The sequence below is a fragment of the Palleronia pelagia genome, from assembly GCF_900110115.1.
Taxonomy (GTDB): Bacteria; Pseudomonadota; Alphaproteobacteria; order Rhodobacterales; family Rhodobacteraceae; genus Palleronia; species Palleronia pelagia.
Genome location: NZ_FOCM01000001.1, coordinates 801,513 through 816,209, shown reverse-complemented (window position 1 = coordinate 816,209; position 14,697 = coordinate 801,513). Strand labels below are relative to the sequence as shown.

Annotated in this window: 14 protein-coding genes; 9 read left to right on the top strand and 5 right to left on the bottom strand. The window is 67.4% G+C overall.

Features of this window, described 5'->3' with window-relative positions:
- Positions 1-40 precede the first annotated feature (40 nt).
- Positions 41-559, bottom strand: a complete 519-nt coding sequence (ssb, locus tag BMX96_RS03940) for a single-stranded DNA-binding protein (RefSeq protein ID WP_091844316.1) — start codon at positions 557-559, stop codon at positions 41-43.
- Between the two features lie 158 nt (positions 560-717).
- On the opposite strand from ssb, the gene BMX96_RS03935 reads away from it, so the two are divergent.
- Positions 718-1,317, top strand: coding sequence for a lytic transglycosylase domain-containing protein (locus BMX96_RS03935; RefSeq protein WP_091844315.1), 600 nt, complete (start codon positions 718-720; stop codon positions 1,315-1,317).
- Here BMX96_RS03935 and BMX96_RS03930 read toward each other — a convergent pair.
- The 4 genes from BMX96_RS03930 to miaA all read right to left on the bottom strand — a co-directional run bounded on the left by BMX96_RS03930 (position 1,314) and on the right by miaA (position 5,772).
- Positions 1,314-2,153, bottom strand: a complete 840-nt coding sequence (locus BMX96_RS03930) for a DUF1206 domain-containing protein (RefSeq protein ID WP_091844314.1) — start codon at positions 2,151-2,153, stop codon at positions 1,314-1,316. The two genes, BMX96_RS03935 and BMX96_RS03930, sit on opposite strands and share 4 nt — an antisense overlap.
- Before the next feature lie 60 nt (positions 2,154-2,213).
- Positions 2,214-3,878, bottom strand: coding sequence for an ABC transporter substrate-binding protein (locus BMX96_RS03925; RefSeq protein WP_091844313.1), 1,665 nt, complete (start codon positions 3,876-3,878; stop codon positions 2,214-2,216).
- Between the two features lie 115 nt (positions 3,879-3,993).
- Positions 3,994-4,797 carry a helix-turn-helix transcriptional regulator gene (locus BMX96_RS03920; protein ID WP_091844312.1) on the bottom strand — a complete coding sequence of 268 codons (804 nt, stop codon included), beginning with the start codon at positions 4,795-4,797 and terminating at the stop codon, positions 3,994-3,996.
- 87 nt (positions 4,798-4,884) lie between these two features.
- Complete coding sequence (gene miaA / locus BMX96_RS03915) at positions 4,885-5,772, bottom strand: tRNA (adenosine(37)-N6)-dimethylallyltransferase MiaA (RefSeq protein WP_091844311.1); 888 nt, start codon at positions 5,770-5,772, stop codon at positions 4,885-4,887.
- Positions 5,773-5,850: 78 nt separating this feature from the next.
- Between miaA and pyrH the strand changes: the two genes are divergently transcribed.
- From pyrH to BMX96_RS03875, 8 genes are all read left to right on the top strand, one after another.
- Positions 5,851-6,579 carry a UMP kinase gene (pyrH, locus tag BMX96_RS03910; protein WP_073126090.1) on the top strand — a complete coding sequence of 243 codons (729 nt, stop codon included), beginning with the start codon at positions 5,851-5,853 and terminating at the stop codon, positions 6,577-6,579.
- A 95-nt stretch (positions 6,580-6,674) separates the two neighbouring features.
- On the top strand, positions 6,675-7,238 hold the full coding sequence (frr, locus tag BMX96_RS03905) for a ribosome recycling factor (protein ID WP_091844310.1): 564 nt from the start codon (positions 6,675-6,677) through the stop codon (positions 7,236-7,238).
- Positions 7,239-7,268: 30 nt separating this feature from the next.
- Positions 7,269-8,003 carry a polyprenyl diphosphate synthase gene (gene uppS / locus BMX96_RS03900; RefSeq protein WP_091844309.1) on the top strand — a complete coding sequence of 245 codons (735 nt, stop codon included), beginning with the start codon at positions 7,269-7,271 and terminating at the stop codon, positions 8,001-8,003.
- Complete coding sequence (locus BMX96_RS03895; RefSeq protein ID WP_073126083.1) at positions 8,000-8,794, top strand: phosphatidate cytidylyltransferase; 795 nt, start codon at positions 8,000-8,002, stop codon at positions 8,792-8,794. The genes uppS and BMX96_RS03895 overlap by 4 nt, the downstream gene beginning before the upstream one ends.
- Positions 8,794-9,957 carry a 1-deoxy-D-xylulose-5-phosphate reductoisomerase gene (gene dxr, locus BMX96_RS03890; RefSeq protein ID WP_091844308.1) on the top strand — a complete coding sequence of 388 codons (1,164 nt, stop codon included), beginning with the start codon at positions 8,794-8,796 and terminating at the stop codon, positions 9,955-9,957. The genes BMX96_RS03895 and dxr overlap by 1 nt, the downstream gene beginning before the upstream one ends.
- 34 nt (positions 9,958-9,991) lie before the next feature.
- Positions 9,992-11,344 (top strand): RIP metalloprotease RseP, encoded by a 1,353-nt coding sequence (gene rseP / locus BMX96_RS03885; RefSeq protein WP_091844307.1) that lies wholly within the window; start codon positions 9,992-9,994, stop codon positions 11,342-11,344.
- A 356-nt stretch (positions 11,345-11,700) separates the two neighbouring features.
- A complete protein-coding gene (gene bamA, locus BMX96_RS03880; protein ID WP_091844306.1) occupies positions 11,701-14,025 on the top strand; it encodes an outer membrane protein assembly factor BamA in 2,325 nt (774 codons plus the stop codon).
- Complete coding sequence (locus tag BMX96_RS03875; protein ID WP_091844305.1) at positions 13,979-14,668, top strand: OmpH/Skp family outer membrane protein; 690 nt, start codon at positions 13,979-13,981, stop codon at positions 14,666-14,668. The genes bamA and BMX96_RS03875 overlap by 47 nt, the downstream gene beginning before the upstream one ends.
- Positions 14,669-14,697 lie beyond the last annotated feature (29 nt).

The window sequence follows — 14,697 nt, the reverse complement described above, 5'->3', positions numbered from 1 at the left end:
CCGGGCCGCGCGGGGCGACCCGGATCCTGCGCAATGGCGATCAGAACGGGATTTCGTCGTCCATGTCGCTGGCAGGCGGGCCGCCATAGCCGCCACCCGAACCGCCGCGGCCGCCGCCGCCCGACCCGCCGCCGTAGCCGTCGTCGCGGTCGTCGGAGTATCCGCCGCCGCCACCGCCGTAGTTGCCGCCACCACCGCCGCCGCCGTCACGGCCGTCGAGCATGGTCAGTTCGGACTTGTAGGGGCGCAGCACGACCTCGGTGGAATAGCGGTCCTGGCCCGACTGGTCCTGCCATTTGCGGGTTTCCAGCTGGCCCTCGATATACACCTTCGAGCCCTTCTTCAGGTACTGCTCGGCCACGCGGGCCAGGGGCTCTGAGAAGATGGCGACGGAATGCCACTCGGTCCGTTCGCGCCGTTCGCCGGTGTTGCGGTCCTTCCAGTTCTCGGACGTGGCGATGCGCAGGTTGCAGACCTTGCCGCCATTGCTGAACGTCCTGACCTCGGGGTCGCGGCCCAGATTGCCGATCAGGATGACCTTGTTCACGGAACCCGCCATTGGGGTGCCTCCCTTTTGTCTTGCGTGTGATGTGTCGGCGTTGCGCTCCGCTATATCCGCCAATGCCGCCCGCCAGCAACCCGCGCATGGCCCGGGACTTCCCGAATCGGCACTTCGGGTTATAGTCGGCGGCAACAGGGACAGGGATGAGGGGCGCGATGCGACGCGCAATCTGGCTGGCGGGGCTGCTTTCCGCCGCGATGACCACCGCCGCGTCCGCGGACGCGCTGAGCATGTCGTCCAAAACCGGGCGGGCTTTGTTTCTCGACAAGCTGGATGTTCTGGATGGCCGGGCCTCGAGCCAGTATCGCGGGTCGGACAAGCTCCGCCCGCAGGTGGCCAAACCCGTGACCCGCGCCGGCGACACGCCGATACAGCGCTTTACCGGCAAGTATCGCGGCGAATATCTGCCCGTGGCGCGTGCCAGCGCGCGCAAGCACGGCATCCCCGAGGACCTGTTCCTGCGGCTGGTCCAGCAGGAATCCGGCTGGAACCCCAACGCGGTATCGCACAAGGGCGCGATTGGATTGGCGCAACTGATGCCGGGCACCGCGGCACGATTGAAGGTCGATCCGCGCCGGCCACGTCAGAATCTCGACGGCGGCGCGCGCTACCTGCGTCAGCAATACGACACGTTCAAATCGTGGCGGCTGGCGCTCGCCGCCTACAACGCGGGGCCGGGCGCGGTGCAGAAGCACGGCGGCGTGCCGCCCTACCGCGAGACGATGAACTACGTGAAGATCATCTTGGGCGACTAGGCCGCCTTCTGCTTGAACTTGGCCTTCAGCGTGTCGAGGCTGCCATGGCTGGCTTTCGGCACAATCCGATACGCCGCGTTCACGGCACAGAACAGCGCGAAGCCCAGCAGCCCGACGCAGAGCAGCCCCACCAGCACGCGCCCGTAGGGCTGTCCGCTCAGCCAGTCGAATGTCTTGCCGAGCCCGCCGGCCTCGCTGCCCGAGGCCGTCATGGCGGCGTAGACCAGGAAGCCGCCGATCACCGTCACCACGAACCCTTGCGAAGCGACGCCGCCACGCAGGGCCGGATCGAAGTTGCGCGTCACGGGATTGCCGATCAGGTGCGTGCGGTATTCGCGGTTCCAGGCCTTTTTCAGGTAATAGAGGCCCGCACCCACGGTCACGACGCCCGCCGCGCCCACCAGCAGGCGCCCGCCGGGCCAGCCCATCACGGTGTTCGCCGCTTTCGCGATGGTCGAGCCGCCGCCGTCGCCCGAGGCGGTGAAGACCAGGAGCAGTGCGCCGATGCCGATGCCAAGGTGGATAAGGCCGGTGACGACCATGCCGATCCGGGCGATCAGCCCCTTGCCGTCGCTGCCGTAATCCTCGAGATCCCAGGCCGCGTCGATCAGGCGCCAGACCGCGTAGGACAGCATGCCCACGAAGATGGCCAGCAGGATCAGTGTGCCGTAGGCCGTCCGTTCCAGTGATTGCAGCGCGGTCATCGTGCCTTCGGCCTGCCCCCCGCGACTGACGGCCCAGAGCGAGAAGCCCGCGACCACGAGATAGACAAGGGCGCGGCCGGAATAGCCTGCGCGCATGATGGGGATGGACCAGTCGAGATCGTTCTGCGCCATTGCCGCGTCCTTTCGCCGGAGATGACGGTCCAACGGCGCAGGCGACGGTCTGTTCCGCGATCAGGCGTCGTCGGTGAAGGCCAGCTTGTAGGGATGGATCTCGAAAGCCACGTGCATGTCGGCGCCGACCACGCCCTCGACGTGGTGACGGAAGAGCGACCGCCAGTAGGGCTGGATGATCACGCCCTCTTCCTGGAGGATGCCCTGTAGCGTGCGCATGCTGGCGCGGCGCTGGTCGGCGTCGCCGATGCCCAGCGCGTCGTTCAGCGTCTCGTCGAACGCGGCGTTCGAGAAGCCGGTCTCGTTCCACGGCTCGCCCGAGCGATAGGCCAGCGCCAAGACCTGCACTCCCAGCGGACGGTGGTTCCAGTTGGTCGAGGAAAACGCCCACTGGTCCCATTTAGGCAGGTAGCTGGCGGCGGGCAGCACCGTGCGTTTCACCGGGATACCCGCATCGCGCAACTGTGCCGCAACCGCGTCGGTGGTGGTGCGGCGCCAGTCGTCGTCGATCGACACCAGCTCGTGCTCGAACTCGGCCAGCCCGGCCTCGGCCATCATCTCGCGCGCGCGGGCGGGGTCGGGACCCAGCCGGGGTAACTCGGCGTATTCGGGGTGCACCGGGGCCACGTGGTGGTTCTCGGCCACCGCGCCGCGCCCGCCGTAGCCAAGTTCGAGGATGACATCGTTGTCGACGGCCAGCTGCAGCGCCCGGCGCACGGTGCGGTCGGCATAGGGGCGGCGGCCGTCGACCTCGGCCAGCTGGTTGGGACGGATGACGATGGTGGCGGCGGTCAGGATCTCGGATTTCCGCAGGCCGATATCGTCCATGATGCCGATGAATTCGCCGACCGATTCGTAGTTCATGTCGATCTCGCCCGCCTCGAAGGCGCGCAGCCAGTTCAGCGGATCGGTGCCGTAATCGATGAACTCGATCCGGTCGAGGAACGGGCCGCCGTAGATCTCGGTGCCCCACCAGGGCCGCGAGGTGTCGCGTTCCAGCACGGCGCGTTCACCCGGAAAATGCTCGGCGATTCGGAATGGACCGGTGCCGATGGCGGTCTGCGTCTCCTCGGGGTCATAGCTTTCGTGGACGATGGCGGCGGGGTAATCCGCCATGCCCGGAATCAGGGTGATGTCGGGACGCCGCAGGCTCAGGGTGACGGTCAGATCATCGGTGACCTCGGCCGCGCCGTCGATGAGCTTGCCCGTCCCTTCGTCGATCAGAGTGGCCATGCGCCCGGCCATGGAGTTGCCGGTGACCGAGCGGTCGCACCAGCGCTCGATATTGCGGACCACGTCGGCGGCTGTGAAAGGGTCGCCGTTCGACCACATGATGCCGGGCCGCAGGTTCAGAACGATGCGGGTGGCGTCGTCCGAGACCTCCCATCCCGACAGCAGTATGCCGCGAAAGCTGCCGTCATTGTTGTATTCGATCAGGTATTCCAGGGTCCCCCGGGTCAGGTTGGCGATGGGCGACCAGTCGTAGGTGCGGGTGTCCTTCAGCGGCCGCACTTCCTGCTGGATGCGCAGCGTGCCGCCTTGCCGGACATGACCGGCGGCCCGGGCAGGGCCGGGCGCCCCGATCAGGCCCAGCGCGGCAGGGGCCGACAGACCCAGCGCGGTGGCGCGCGACAGGAATTCGCGCCGGCCGAGCAGGCCGTGCCGATGCTCGGCCGCAAGCGTGCGGGCGAAGGGATGCAGGCGGCGGGGCCGGTTCTTGTTCATCGTGCCGTTCCTTTCCTGCGCGGGCTTCACAGAATGACGCCGCCGGACCGATCAGGTTCCGCACGCAACGCGACGACGGGCCGGTGCCGGGACCACCCCGGGGCGGCGCGGCCGGCTACCCGCCGCGGCGGAAGGCGCTTGGCGTCTGGCCCGTGCGCTGCTGGAAGGCGCGGGTGAAATAGGCGGCCGAGCGGAAGCCCAGGGCCTGTGCCACGTCCTTCACCGGCAGCGACGTTTCCCGCAGCAGACGCCGCGCTTCGTAATGCAGCCGGTCCTGAAGAAGGGCCGAGGCCGGGCGTCCCGACGCCGCCTTGCAGGCGCGGCTCAGATGGGTGGGCGTGATGCCCAGCTGCGCGGCATAGTCCGCCACGGTGCGGCCCCGGCGGAAGTCGCGTTCGAGCAGGGCGGTGAAAGCCGCGGCCAGGCGGCCGGCGCTGCCGCCGGGCTCGGCGCCCTCCTGCCAGTCCGGGCCGGCCTGCCGCTCGAGCCACAGAAGCATCAGGCCCGCGTGGTGCAGCAGCGCACGGTCGGACGCCTGCGCCCCGCGATCGAGCTCGCGTTGGATATTGTCGACCTGAAGGTTCAGCTCGGCCTGGAGCGTCGCGTCCCGCAGGCGCAAGTGGATCGCGGTCTCGGGCACGTCGAGCGAGGGGTCGGGCCGCAGGAAAATGGCGCTGCCGGCCACCTGTCCCAGCGTGTCGAAGCCGTGCATCGTGCCGGGCGGCAGAAGGACGGCGTTGTGCGGGCCATAGCCGTGGGTCGCCCCCTGGATCGTGATCCGGCCCTGTCCGCGGGTGAACCAGTACAGCACCGGCTGGGCATAGCTGCGCATGGCCTCGGTCCGCCAGCGCCCGCCCTTGGCGATCTGTTGCAGGGGCGTGATGCGATAGCCGGGTGTGGCGATCCCAGTTTCCAGCATGGCGGCGATGTCTCCGGGTTGGCAGCGGATGGCGAGACGGTAACCCAGCCCGGCCCGCGGTCAAAGAAAAACCGCGCGCCGTTTCGATCACGTCGACAATGGCACGCCGCGCCAGCCGCGCATCCGCTTGGCGAACCATGTCCTTTGGCGCTTGGCGTATTGGCGCGTGGCGATCACCGCCGCGTCGCGGGCCTGCTCCAGCGGGATCCCGTCGCGCAGGTGGGCGGCCAGCTCGGGCGCGCCGATGGCCCGGTCGGCGGGCCGCGCCGGATCGAAATCGGGCAGATTGGCGCGCATCTCGTCCAGCGCGCCTGCCTTCAGCATCGCGTCGAACCGCTGCTCGATCCGGGGGGTCAACACGGCGGGAGGGGCGTCCACGCGGAAGGCCACGCAACGGTCCAGCGGCAGCAGGGGGGCGGGCGTGGCGTCCTGCCAGGCGGCAAGGCCCCGGCCGGTTGTCTCGAGCACCTCCCAGGCGCGCTGCACGCGGGCGGGGTTGCGGGTGTCGATGCGTGCCCTGGTCGTGGGATCCAGCGCGTCCAGCAGCGCGGGCAAGCCGTCCTCGGCCAGGATCGCGTCGGCCCGCGCCCGAATCCCGGGCGGCGTGGCGGGGATGTCGGCCAGCCCCTCGGTCAGCGCGGTGAAATAGAGCCCGGTGCCACCGGTCACGATGGGCCGGATACCGGTGTCGATCAGCGCCGCGACCTCGCGCAGCCAGTGGCCAACCGAGTAGTCCTGGTCCGCCGCGACGTGACCGTAAAGCGCGTGGGGCACGCGGGCGGTTTCGGCCGCGTCGGGTCGGGCGGTGAGGATACGCCAGCGGCCATAGACCTGGAGCGCATCGGCATTGACCACCGTGCCGCCGGTCGCCTCGGCGATGGCGAGCGCGAGCGCCGACTTCCCGCTGGCCGTGGGACCCGCGATCAGCACCGGCGCGTCCCGGCCCGCTTCGCCCACCAGCCTGTCGATCTGCATTTTTCGCGTCCGCGCCCCGTTGTCACCGCGGCCCTTTTGCGACAGTTTGCGCCGCAACGCAAAAGCCCGGGGGGCCGCATGTCCGAGACATTGTCGAAACGCACATTCGACCGGGTTCTTCTGAAAATCTCGGGCGAGGCATTGATGGGCGACCAGGGCTACGGCCTGCATCCGCCCACCGTGCAGCGCATCGCCCGCGAGGTGCAGTCGGTCTACGACCTGGGGGTCGAGATCTGCATGGTCATCGGCGGCGGCAACATCTTCCGGGGCTTGCAAGGCTCGGCGCAGGGGATGGAGCGGACCACGGCCGATTACATGGGCATGCTCGCCACGGTGATGAACGCGCTGGCCATGCAGTCGGCGCTGGAAGAGCTCGGCATCCACACCCGCGTGATCTCGGCCATCACCATGAACGAGGTGGCCGAGCCCTATATCCGCCGCCGCGCGGTGCGCCACCTGGAGAAGAAGCGGGTCTGCATCTTCGCGGCCGGCACCGGTAACCCGTACTTCACCACCGACACCGCCGCCACGCTGCGCGCGTCCGAGATGGACTGCCAGGCGATCTTCAAGGGCACCAAGGTGGACGGCGTCTACGACAAGGACCCGACCAAGCACGACGACGCCAAGCGCTACGAGAAGATCACCTACGACGAGGTGCTGCAGAAGCACCTTGGCGTGATGGACGCCTCGGCCATCGCGCTGGCGCGCGACAACGATCTGCCCATCGTCGTCTTCTCGCTGGACGAACCCGGCGGCTTCAAGGGCATACTGGCCGGGGAAGGCACCTACACGATTGTGCGTGGCTGACCGCGCGGGGCGTGAACTCGGCTGTGGCGATTCCGCACGGTTTGCGCTAGAGACCGCCTGAATGTGACCGAGTAACAGACGGAATTCGACTGCCCATGTCCGACGACTTCATGCTGGATACCGACGATCTGCAACGGCGGATGGACGGCGCCATGGCCAACCTGCGCAGCGAGTTCGGCTCGCTCCGGACCGGGCGGGCGTCGGCCTCGATGCTTGAGCCGGTGATGGTCGAGGCCTACGGCCAGGCCACGCCGATCAACCAGGTCGGCACCGTGAACGTGCCCGAGCCGCGGATGGTCACCATCAACGTCTGGGACAAGAGCCTGGTGGGCAAGGTCGAGAAGGCGATCCGCGAAAGCGGGCTGGGCATCAACCCGCAGCTGAACGGCACGATCATCATGCTGCCGATCCCCGAGCTGAACGAGGAACGCCGCCGCGATTTGTCGAAGGTGGCCGGTCAATACGCCGAGAATGCCCGCGTCGCCATCCGCAACGTGCGCCGCGACGGCATGGACCAGATCAAGAAGGCCAAGTCCGACAACCTGTCCGAGGACGACCAGAAGTTCTGGGAAGCCGAGGTGCAGGAAATGACCAACACCTACATCAAGAAAGTGGACGAGGCGTTGGAATCCAAGCAGGCCGAGATCATGCAGGTGTGATGCCTGCCTTGAGGTGAAGGAGAGCCTGAAATGGCCACGGACGAGCAGAAGGTCACCCCGGGCACCGGCCCGCGACACGTGGCTTGCATCATGGACGGCAATGGCCGCTGGGCCACCTCGCGCGGGCGGCCGCGGCTGTTTGGCCACCACATGGGCGCGCGCCGGGTCAAGGAAATCGTCCGGGCCTGCCCCGATCATGGCGTGAAATACCTGACGATCTTCGCCTTCTCGACCGAGAACTGGAAACGCACCCAGTCCGAGGTCGCAGGTCTGATGAAGCTCTTCCGCCGCTATATCCAGCGCGAGGCACGCGACCTGCTGGCCGAGGGCGTTCGGGTGCGGTTCATCGGCGACCGGGTGCGTCTGGACGACAAGCTCGTGCGGTTGATGGACGAGCTGGAGCTGCTGACCTCGCGCAACGACCGGGTGCATCTCACGATCGCGCTGAACTACGGTGGTCGCGACGAACTGGGCCGCGCGACGAAGCGCCTGGCCGCCGAGGTCGCGGCCGGACGGCTCAGCCCGGCGGACGTGGACGAGACCACGCTCGCGCGGTTTCTCGACACCCATTTCCTGCCGGACCCGGACCTGGTGATCCGCACCAGCGGCGAGGCCCGGATCTCGAACTTCCTTCTGTGGCAGTCGGCCTATGCCGAGTACGAGTTCATCGACACCCTGTGGCCCGATTTCACGAAGGCCGAATTCGCACGCGTCCTGGGCGGTTTCGGCGCCCGTGACCGCCGTTTCGGCGCCGTGACTGCATGAGCGACGCCGGGCGCTGGTCGGACCTGGGGCCGCGTTTCGGCGTGGGCGCCCTGATCGCCGTGGTGGGCCTGATCTGCGTCTGGCTGGGCGGGCTGCCCTTCCTGGCGCTCACGGTCCTGATCAGCGGTGTGATGGTGTGGGAACTGGTGCGCATGCTTGACCCCGAGGCGCCGGCGGTCGTGCTGGCCTGCGCGGCTGGCCTGGCCCTGACGATCGCCGATCTTCTTCCGGCGGGATATGCGCTGCCGCTGGTGCTGGCCCCGATCTTCGTGGGCGTGGGGCAGTTGGGCCAGCGGCGCGCGACGTATTCGATCTTCACGCTCGCGATCCTGCTGGCGGGCTTCGGCATGTATTCCCTGCGCGAGAATTACGGCGCCGTGTGGATGATGTGGCTCGCGCTGGTGGTCATCGCCACCGACGTGATGGGCTATTTCGCCGGACGCTTCATCGGCGGCCCGAAGATGTGGCCGCGCGTCAGCCCCAAGAAGACATGGTCGGGGACCATCGCGGGCTGGATCGGCGCGGCGATCGTGGCGCTGTTCTTCGTGCTCTATACCGGCGCCAACGCTCAGCTGCTGGGTGTGGCGGTGGCGCTGTCGATGGCGTCGCAGATCGGCGACATCGCCGAGTCCGCGGTCAAGCGGCGGGCAGGGGTCAAGGACAGCTCGTCCCTGTTGCCGGGGCACGGCGGTCTCTTTGATCGCTTCGACGGGATGCTGGGCGCATCGGTCCTGATGCTGATGAGCGCGCGGCTGATCGACTTTCCGCCCGGCCTGACCGCCGCACAGTGATGCGCCGGATCACGGTACTGGGCGCCACCGGGTCCATCGGGGGCAATACGCTGGACCTGATCGGTCGGCGGCCGGACGAGTTCCAGGTGGTGGCGCTTACGGGCGGGCGCAACGTGGCTCGTTTGGCCGAACTGGCGCGCCGCCACCGCGCCGAGCTGGCCGTGACCGCCCACGAGGACTGCCTGGACGATCTGCGCGCCGCGCTTGACGGCTCGGGCATCGAGGTGGCGGCCGGGGCGCAGGCCATCACCGAAGCCGCGGCGCGCCCGGCGGACTGGATCATGTCGGCCATCGTCGGCGCCGCGGGCCTGCCCCCGGGACTGCGCGCGCTGGAGCAGGGCACGACCCTGGCGCTGGCCAACAAGGAGTCGCTGGTCTGCGCCGGTCCGCTGCTGATGGAGACCGCCCGGCGCCACGGCGCAACCGTGCTGCCCGTCGACAGCGAACATTCGGCGGTCTTCCAGGCCCTGATCGGCGAGGATGTCGCGGCGATCGAACGGATCATCATCACCGCCTCCGGCGGCGCCTTTCGCGACTGGACGGTGGACGAGATGGCGCGCGCCACGCCCGCGCAGGCGGCCAGCCACCCGAACTGGGACATGGGGCAACGCATCACCATCGACAGCGCGTCACTGTTCAACAAGGCGCTCGAGCTCATTGAAACCCATGAATATTTCGGCATTCCGCCCGAGCGGATCGAGGCGCTGGTCCATCCCGAATCCATGATCCATGCAATGGTGGGGTTCCGCGACGGCGCGCTCATGGCGCATATCGGCCCGCCCGACATGCGCCACGCCATCGGCTTCGCGCTGAACCATCCTGACCGCCATGACCTGCCGGTGGAGCGGCTGGATTTCGCGGCGCTGGGGCAGTTCACCTTCCGCGCACCGGACGAGGTCAAGTACCCGGCCCTGCGCCTTGCGCGCGAGGTGATGGCGGCAGGCGGGCTGTCGGGAGCGGTGTTCAACGCCGCCAAGGAACGGGCGCTCGACGGGTTTCTCGAGGGGCGCGTCAGTTTTCCGCAGATGGCCGAGGTCGTCGAGGCAACGCTCGACACCATGTCGTCAAGTGGCCTTGGAATCGCCGTTCCGAGCCTTGATATGGTTCTCGACGCCGACGCGCGGGCGCGCGCCACGGCAGACAGGGTGATTGCGGGCCTCTGAAAGGGCCCGCTCGCACCACCAGGAAGGAAAATTGATGGACCAGATCGGCCTGATCCCGAGCTTCGGCTCCGCCCTCTACACGGTCGCGGCCTTCGTCGTGGCGCTGAGCGTCATCGTGGCGATCCACGAATACGGCCACTACATCGTGGGGCGTTGGTCGGGCATCAAGGCGGACGTGTTCTCGATCGGGTTCGGCCCGGTGCTGTTTGCCCGCACCGACCGGCGCGGCACGCGCTGGCAGATCGCCGCTTTGCCCTTCGGCGGTTATGTGAAATTCGCGGGCGACGCGGATGCCACCAGCGTCAGCCAGTCCGACACGGTGGGCGCCGATGGAACTGCGCCGCGCCACACCATGCATGGCGCGCCGCTCTGGGCACGCGCGGCGACCGTGGCGGCGGGACCGATCTTCAACTTCATCCTTTCCATCGCGATCTTCTCGGCCGTGCTCATGTTCCGGGGCGTCGCCACCGATCCGCTTGTGGTGGACGAGGTGCAGCCGCTGCCGTCGGTCGCGCAAGGCGTCGCGCCGGGTGACCGGCTGCTGGAAATCGCGGGGCGCGAGACTCCCGAACTGGACGGGCTGGATGCCTTCATCGACGAGCTGCCGTTGGAGCCGGTTCTGGATTACACCGTGGCGCGGGACGGATCTGATGTGACCGTCGCAGGGGCCTATCCCGAGCCGCCGCTCGTGGGTGGCGTCACTCCTCAATCGGCGGCCTTCGAGGCCGGGATCGAACGCGGCGACGTCATCACCGTGATCGACGGGCAGGAGGTCTTCGCCTTCTCGCAGCTGCGCGACATCGTCGGCAACTCGGACGGGCGGCCGCTGGACGTGACTGTGTGGCGCCCGGACGCGGACGAGCAGGGCGGCGAGACGCTGGAGCTGACGCTGACGCCCAAGCGCATGGACCTGCCGCTGTCGGAAGGCGGGTTCGAGACGCGCTGGCTGATCGGGATCACCGGCGGCCTGTACTTCTCGCCCCGGACCGAAACGCCGGGTCCGTTCCAGGCACTGGCCTACGGCGCGGACCAGACTGTTTTCATCGTGCGCGCGTCGCTGTCGGGGCTATACAACATGGCCGTGGGCGCGATCAGCAGTTGCAACTTGCGCGGCCCCATCGGTATCGCACAGACCAGCGGCGCGGCGGCCAGCCAGGGGGGATTGTCTTTCATCTGGTTCATCGCGGTGCTGTCCACGGCGGTTGGACTTCTGAACCTGTTCCCGATCCCCGTGCTGGATGGCGGGCACCTCGTCTTCCACGCCTACGAGGCCGTGCGCGGCAAGCCGCCGGGCGACTGGGCACTGAACGTGCTCATGGCGATCGGACTGGCGCTGCTGGGGACGATGATGGTGTTTGCGCTGTTCAACGACATTTTCTGTCCCTGACACAGGCCACCGGACGGTCGCGGAGGGTGGCGGTCAGACACCTCAATTCGGTCACAATCGGCTGTTAGACCGATTCCGAACGAATAGGGGATCACCATGGAATACATCCAAAGCGGATCGCGTAGCATCTCGCTCCTTTACCGGTTGAATTCCGACAAGCTGCTGTATCTGGCAACCATCGGGTTCGCGCTGTGTTTCGGAGGGTTCGTCGGGTCACTCTGACGGGACCAAAACGCCACATTTCCGCAAGAATTAGGGGGCCTGCGTCAAAACCTGACGCAGGTCTCTTCGCGTTTTGACAAGGTGTTGCAATACGGCTAGTCAGATTTCACCGAGGGCAGGATTGGGGCAAAGGCATGCATTTCGCGACACGGGGGAGCGGTCGAAAGCTGCGCGCGGGGATCTCGGTCATCGGCCTCATGGCCGTCCTCACAACCGGCCTTTGGGGGCCCGAGGCGCGGGCGCAATCCTTCCGGTTCAACGATATCCGTGTCGAAGGCAACGAACGCGTCGACCCCAATTCGATCGTGTCGCTTCTGGATCTTCCGCGGGGGCAGACCGTCAGCGCGGGTGAATTGAACGCCGCCTACCAGCGTCTGCAGAACGCCGGCATCTTCGAGACGGTTGAGATTGCGCCGTCGGGCAGCACACTGGTTGTTCGCGTCAACGAATGGCCGACCATTCGCCGTATCAACATCGAGGGCAACAGCCGCCTCGACGACGAGGAACTGACGGCGCTGATCGACTCCACGCCGCGCCGTGTCTACGCCCCGAACGTGGCCGAGAGCGACGCGGCCGCGATCGCCGACGCCTACCAGCAAAGCGGCCGGCTGGCCGCCACGGTGACGCCACGCATCATCCGTCGCGGTGACAACCAGGTCGACCTGGTGTTCGAAGTCGCCGAAGGCAGCGTCACCGAGATCGAGCGCCTGTCCTTCGTCGGAAACCGCGATTTCTCGGACCGTCGGCTGCGCCGCGTGCTGGCCACCAAGCAGGCCGGCCTTCTGCGCGCCGTCATCGGCCGCGACACATTCGTGGCCGACCGGATCAATTTCGACCGGCAGCTGCTGACTGATTTCTACCAGTCGCGCGGTTATGCCGATTTCCGCATTCTCAGCGTGACAAACGAACTGGCCCGTGATCGCGGTGCGTTCTTCATCACCTTCAACGTCGAGGAAGGCCCGAGCTTCGATTTCGGCGCCGTCACCGCCTCGAGCGAGATTCCGGGTCTCGACGCCGCAGAGTACCTGGCCGTGTCGCAGATCGATCCCGGCGACACCTATTCGCCTCAGGCCATCGACAACGCCGTCACCCGGATGGAGCGTCTGGCGATCCGGAACGGCCTGAACTTCGTGCGGGCCACGCCGCAGATCACCCGTGATCCGCGCAACCTGCGCCTGAACGTGAACTTTGTGCTGGAACGCGGCCCGCGCATCTTCGTCGAGCGTATCGACATCGAGGGCAACGCCACGACGCTCGATCGGGTGATCCGCCGCGAGTTCAACATGGTCGAGGGCGACCCGTTCAACCCGCGTGAAATCCGTGCAGCGGCCGAACGCATTCGCGCCCTGGGGTATTTCTCGAACGCCGATGTCGAGGCCCGTGACGGCACCGGACCGGGCCAGGTCATCATCGACGTGGACGTGGAAGAGCAGCCCACCGGATCGCTTTCATTGGGCGGTGCCTACAGTACCGACAGCGGCATCGGCCTGAACGTCGGCTACCAGGAAAGCAACTTCCTGGGCCGCGGTCAGACGCTGAGCTTCAATATCTCGACCGGCACAGATGCGACCTCGTCGAACCTGACCTTCGTCGAGCCCTACTTCCTGGGCCGCGATCTGGCCGCTCGGTTCAGTATCTTCTACGACACGTCGGATTTCGATGAGGCCGACTACAACACCCGCGTCGTAGGCTTCAGCCCGGCCCTGACCTTCCCGGTCAGCGAAAACGGTCGCCTGCAGCTGTCCTACCGGCTGGCCAAGGAAAGCATTCTGGACGTGGATGCCGACAGCTCGCCCATCATCCAGCGCGAGGAAGGGGCGGCCTACACCTCGTCCGTTGGCTACAGCTACACCTACGATACGCGCCGGACCGGGCTCGACCCCAACTCCGGCGTGCTGCTGCGCTTCGGTCAGGAACTTGCGGGTCTTGGCGGCGACAGCGAATACATCAAGACCACTGCGAGCGGCACGGCCCAGACCCGCGTCTGGAACGAAGAGGTCACGCTGCGCGCCACGCTGGAAGGTGGGGCGATCAACGCGCTGAACGGCGACACGACCCGCATCACGGACAGGTTCTTCCTGAACACCCGTCAGATGCGCGGCTTCGAACGGTTGGGCCTGGGCCCGCGCGACACCAACGCGCCGAACGAGGATGCCCTGGGCGGCAACATGTACGCGGTCGCGCGGCTTGAAGCGGACTTCCCTCTGGGACTGCCCGAGGAGTATGGCATCTCCGGCGGCGTCTTCTTCGACGCGGGGTCGGTCTGGTCGCTCGACGACACCTCCGGGTTCGGCGGCAACGCGGTCGATGACGGCTTCTCGCTCCGCACGGCGGTGGGTGTGTCGGTCTTCTGGACCACGCCGCTGGGGCCGTTGCGGTTCAACTTTGCCAAGGCCCTGTCGAAGGAGCCCTATGACCGTACGCAGGTCTTCAACATCTCGGTTTCGACCTCTTTCTGATCTGCGCGCCGTCGCGCTGTGCCTGCTGGGCCTTGCCGTTCTTCTGGCGGGGCCCGCAGCGTCTCAGAGCGGCGCGGTGCCGTCCGATCCCGGCCGTCTGGCCGTCGCGGTGGTCGACCAGGAGCGTCTGTTCAACGACAGCCAGTTCGGCCAGCGCATCCTGGCCGAGATCGACCGTGCGTCGACCGCGCTCGCGGCCGAGAACCGGCGCATCGAGGCCGACCTGGTGGCCGAGGAACGTCGCCTGACCGATGAGCGTCCCACCCTGGACCCCGAGACGTTCCGCGCCCGTGCACGTGACTTCGACGATCGGGTGACCAGCCTGCGCCAGGAGCAGGATGCCAAGCTGCGCGCGGTGGGACGGCTGCGCGACGACGCACGGCAGGTCTTCTACGGAAGGGTCGGTGCGATATTGCGCGATATCCTGGCCGAGCGCGGGGCGCTGGTTCTGCTCGACCGCCGCGCAGTTCTGAGCGTGCTGGATACCGCCGACATCACCGATATCGCCATCGCCCGCATCGACGCTGTCATCGGCGACGGTGGTGACCTGCCGATCGAGGCCTCCCAGATCGACGCGCAACCCTCCGAAGCCGGAGAGGATGCCGCGCCCGGGCCGATCCTGCCGCAGGACACGACGGACTGATCGCGCCCGCTGCCGGTTTCTTGCGCCGC

What these genes read in the sequence shown, in the direction of transcription:
- ssb (WP_091844316.1), bottom strand. Translation starts at nt 559, where the DNA reads ATGGCGGGTTCCGTGAACAAGGTCATCCTGATCGGCAATCTGGGCCGC.
- BMX96_RS03935 (WP_091844315.1), top strand. Translation starts at nt 718, where the DNA reads ATGCGACGCGCAATCTGGCTGGCGGGGCTGCTTTCCGCCGCGATGACC.
- BMX96_RS03930 (WP_091844314.1), bottom strand. Translation starts at nt 2,153, where the DNA reads ATGGCGCAGAACGATCTCGACTGGTCCATCCCCATCATGCGCGCAGGC.
- BMX96_RS03925 (WP_091844313.1), bottom strand. Translation starts at nt 3,878, where the DNA reads ATGAACAAGAACCGGCCCCGCCGCCTGCATCCCTTCGCCCGCACGCTT.
- BMX96_RS03920 (WP_091844312.1), bottom strand. Translation starts at nt 4,797, where the DNA reads ATGCTGGAAACTGGGATCGCCACACCCGGCTATCGCATCACGCCCCTG.
- miaA (WP_091844311.1), bottom strand. Translation starts at nt 5,772, where the DNA reads ATGCAGATCGACAGGCTGGTGGGCGAAGCGGGCCGGGACGCGCCGGTG.
- pyrH (WP_073126090.1), top strand. Translation starts at nt 5,851, where the DNA reads ATGTCCGAGACATTGTCGAAACGCACATTCGACCGGGTTCTTCTGAAA.
- frr (WP_091844310.1), top strand. Translation starts at nt 6,675, where the DNA reads ATGTCCGACGACTTCATGCTGGATACCGACGATCTGCAACGGCGGATG.
- uppS (WP_091844309.1), top strand. Translation starts at nt 7,269, where the DNA reads ATGGCCACGGACGAGCAGAAGGTCACCCCGGGCACCGGCCCGCGACAC.
- BMX96_RS03895 (WP_073126083.1), top strand. Translation starts at nt 8,000, where the DNA reads ATGAGCGACGCCGGGCGCTGGTCGGACCTGGGGCCGCGTTTCGGCGTG.
- dxr (WP_091844308.1), top strand. Translation starts at nt 8,794, where the DNA reads ATGCGCCGGATCACGGTACTGGGCGCCACCGGGTCCATCGGGGGCAAT.
- rseP (WP_091844307.1), top strand. Translation starts at nt 9,992, where the DNA reads ATGGACCAGATCGGCCTGATCCCGAGCTTCGGCTCCGCCCTCTACACG.
- bamA (WP_091844306.1), top strand. Translation starts at nt 11,701, where the DNA reads ATGCATTTCGCGACACGGGGGAGCGGTCGAAAGCTGCGCGCGGGGATC.
- BMX96_RS03875 (WP_091844305.1), top strand. Translation starts at nt 13,979, where the DNA reads ATGACCGTACGCAGGTCTTCAACATCTCGGTTTCGACCTCTTTCTGAT.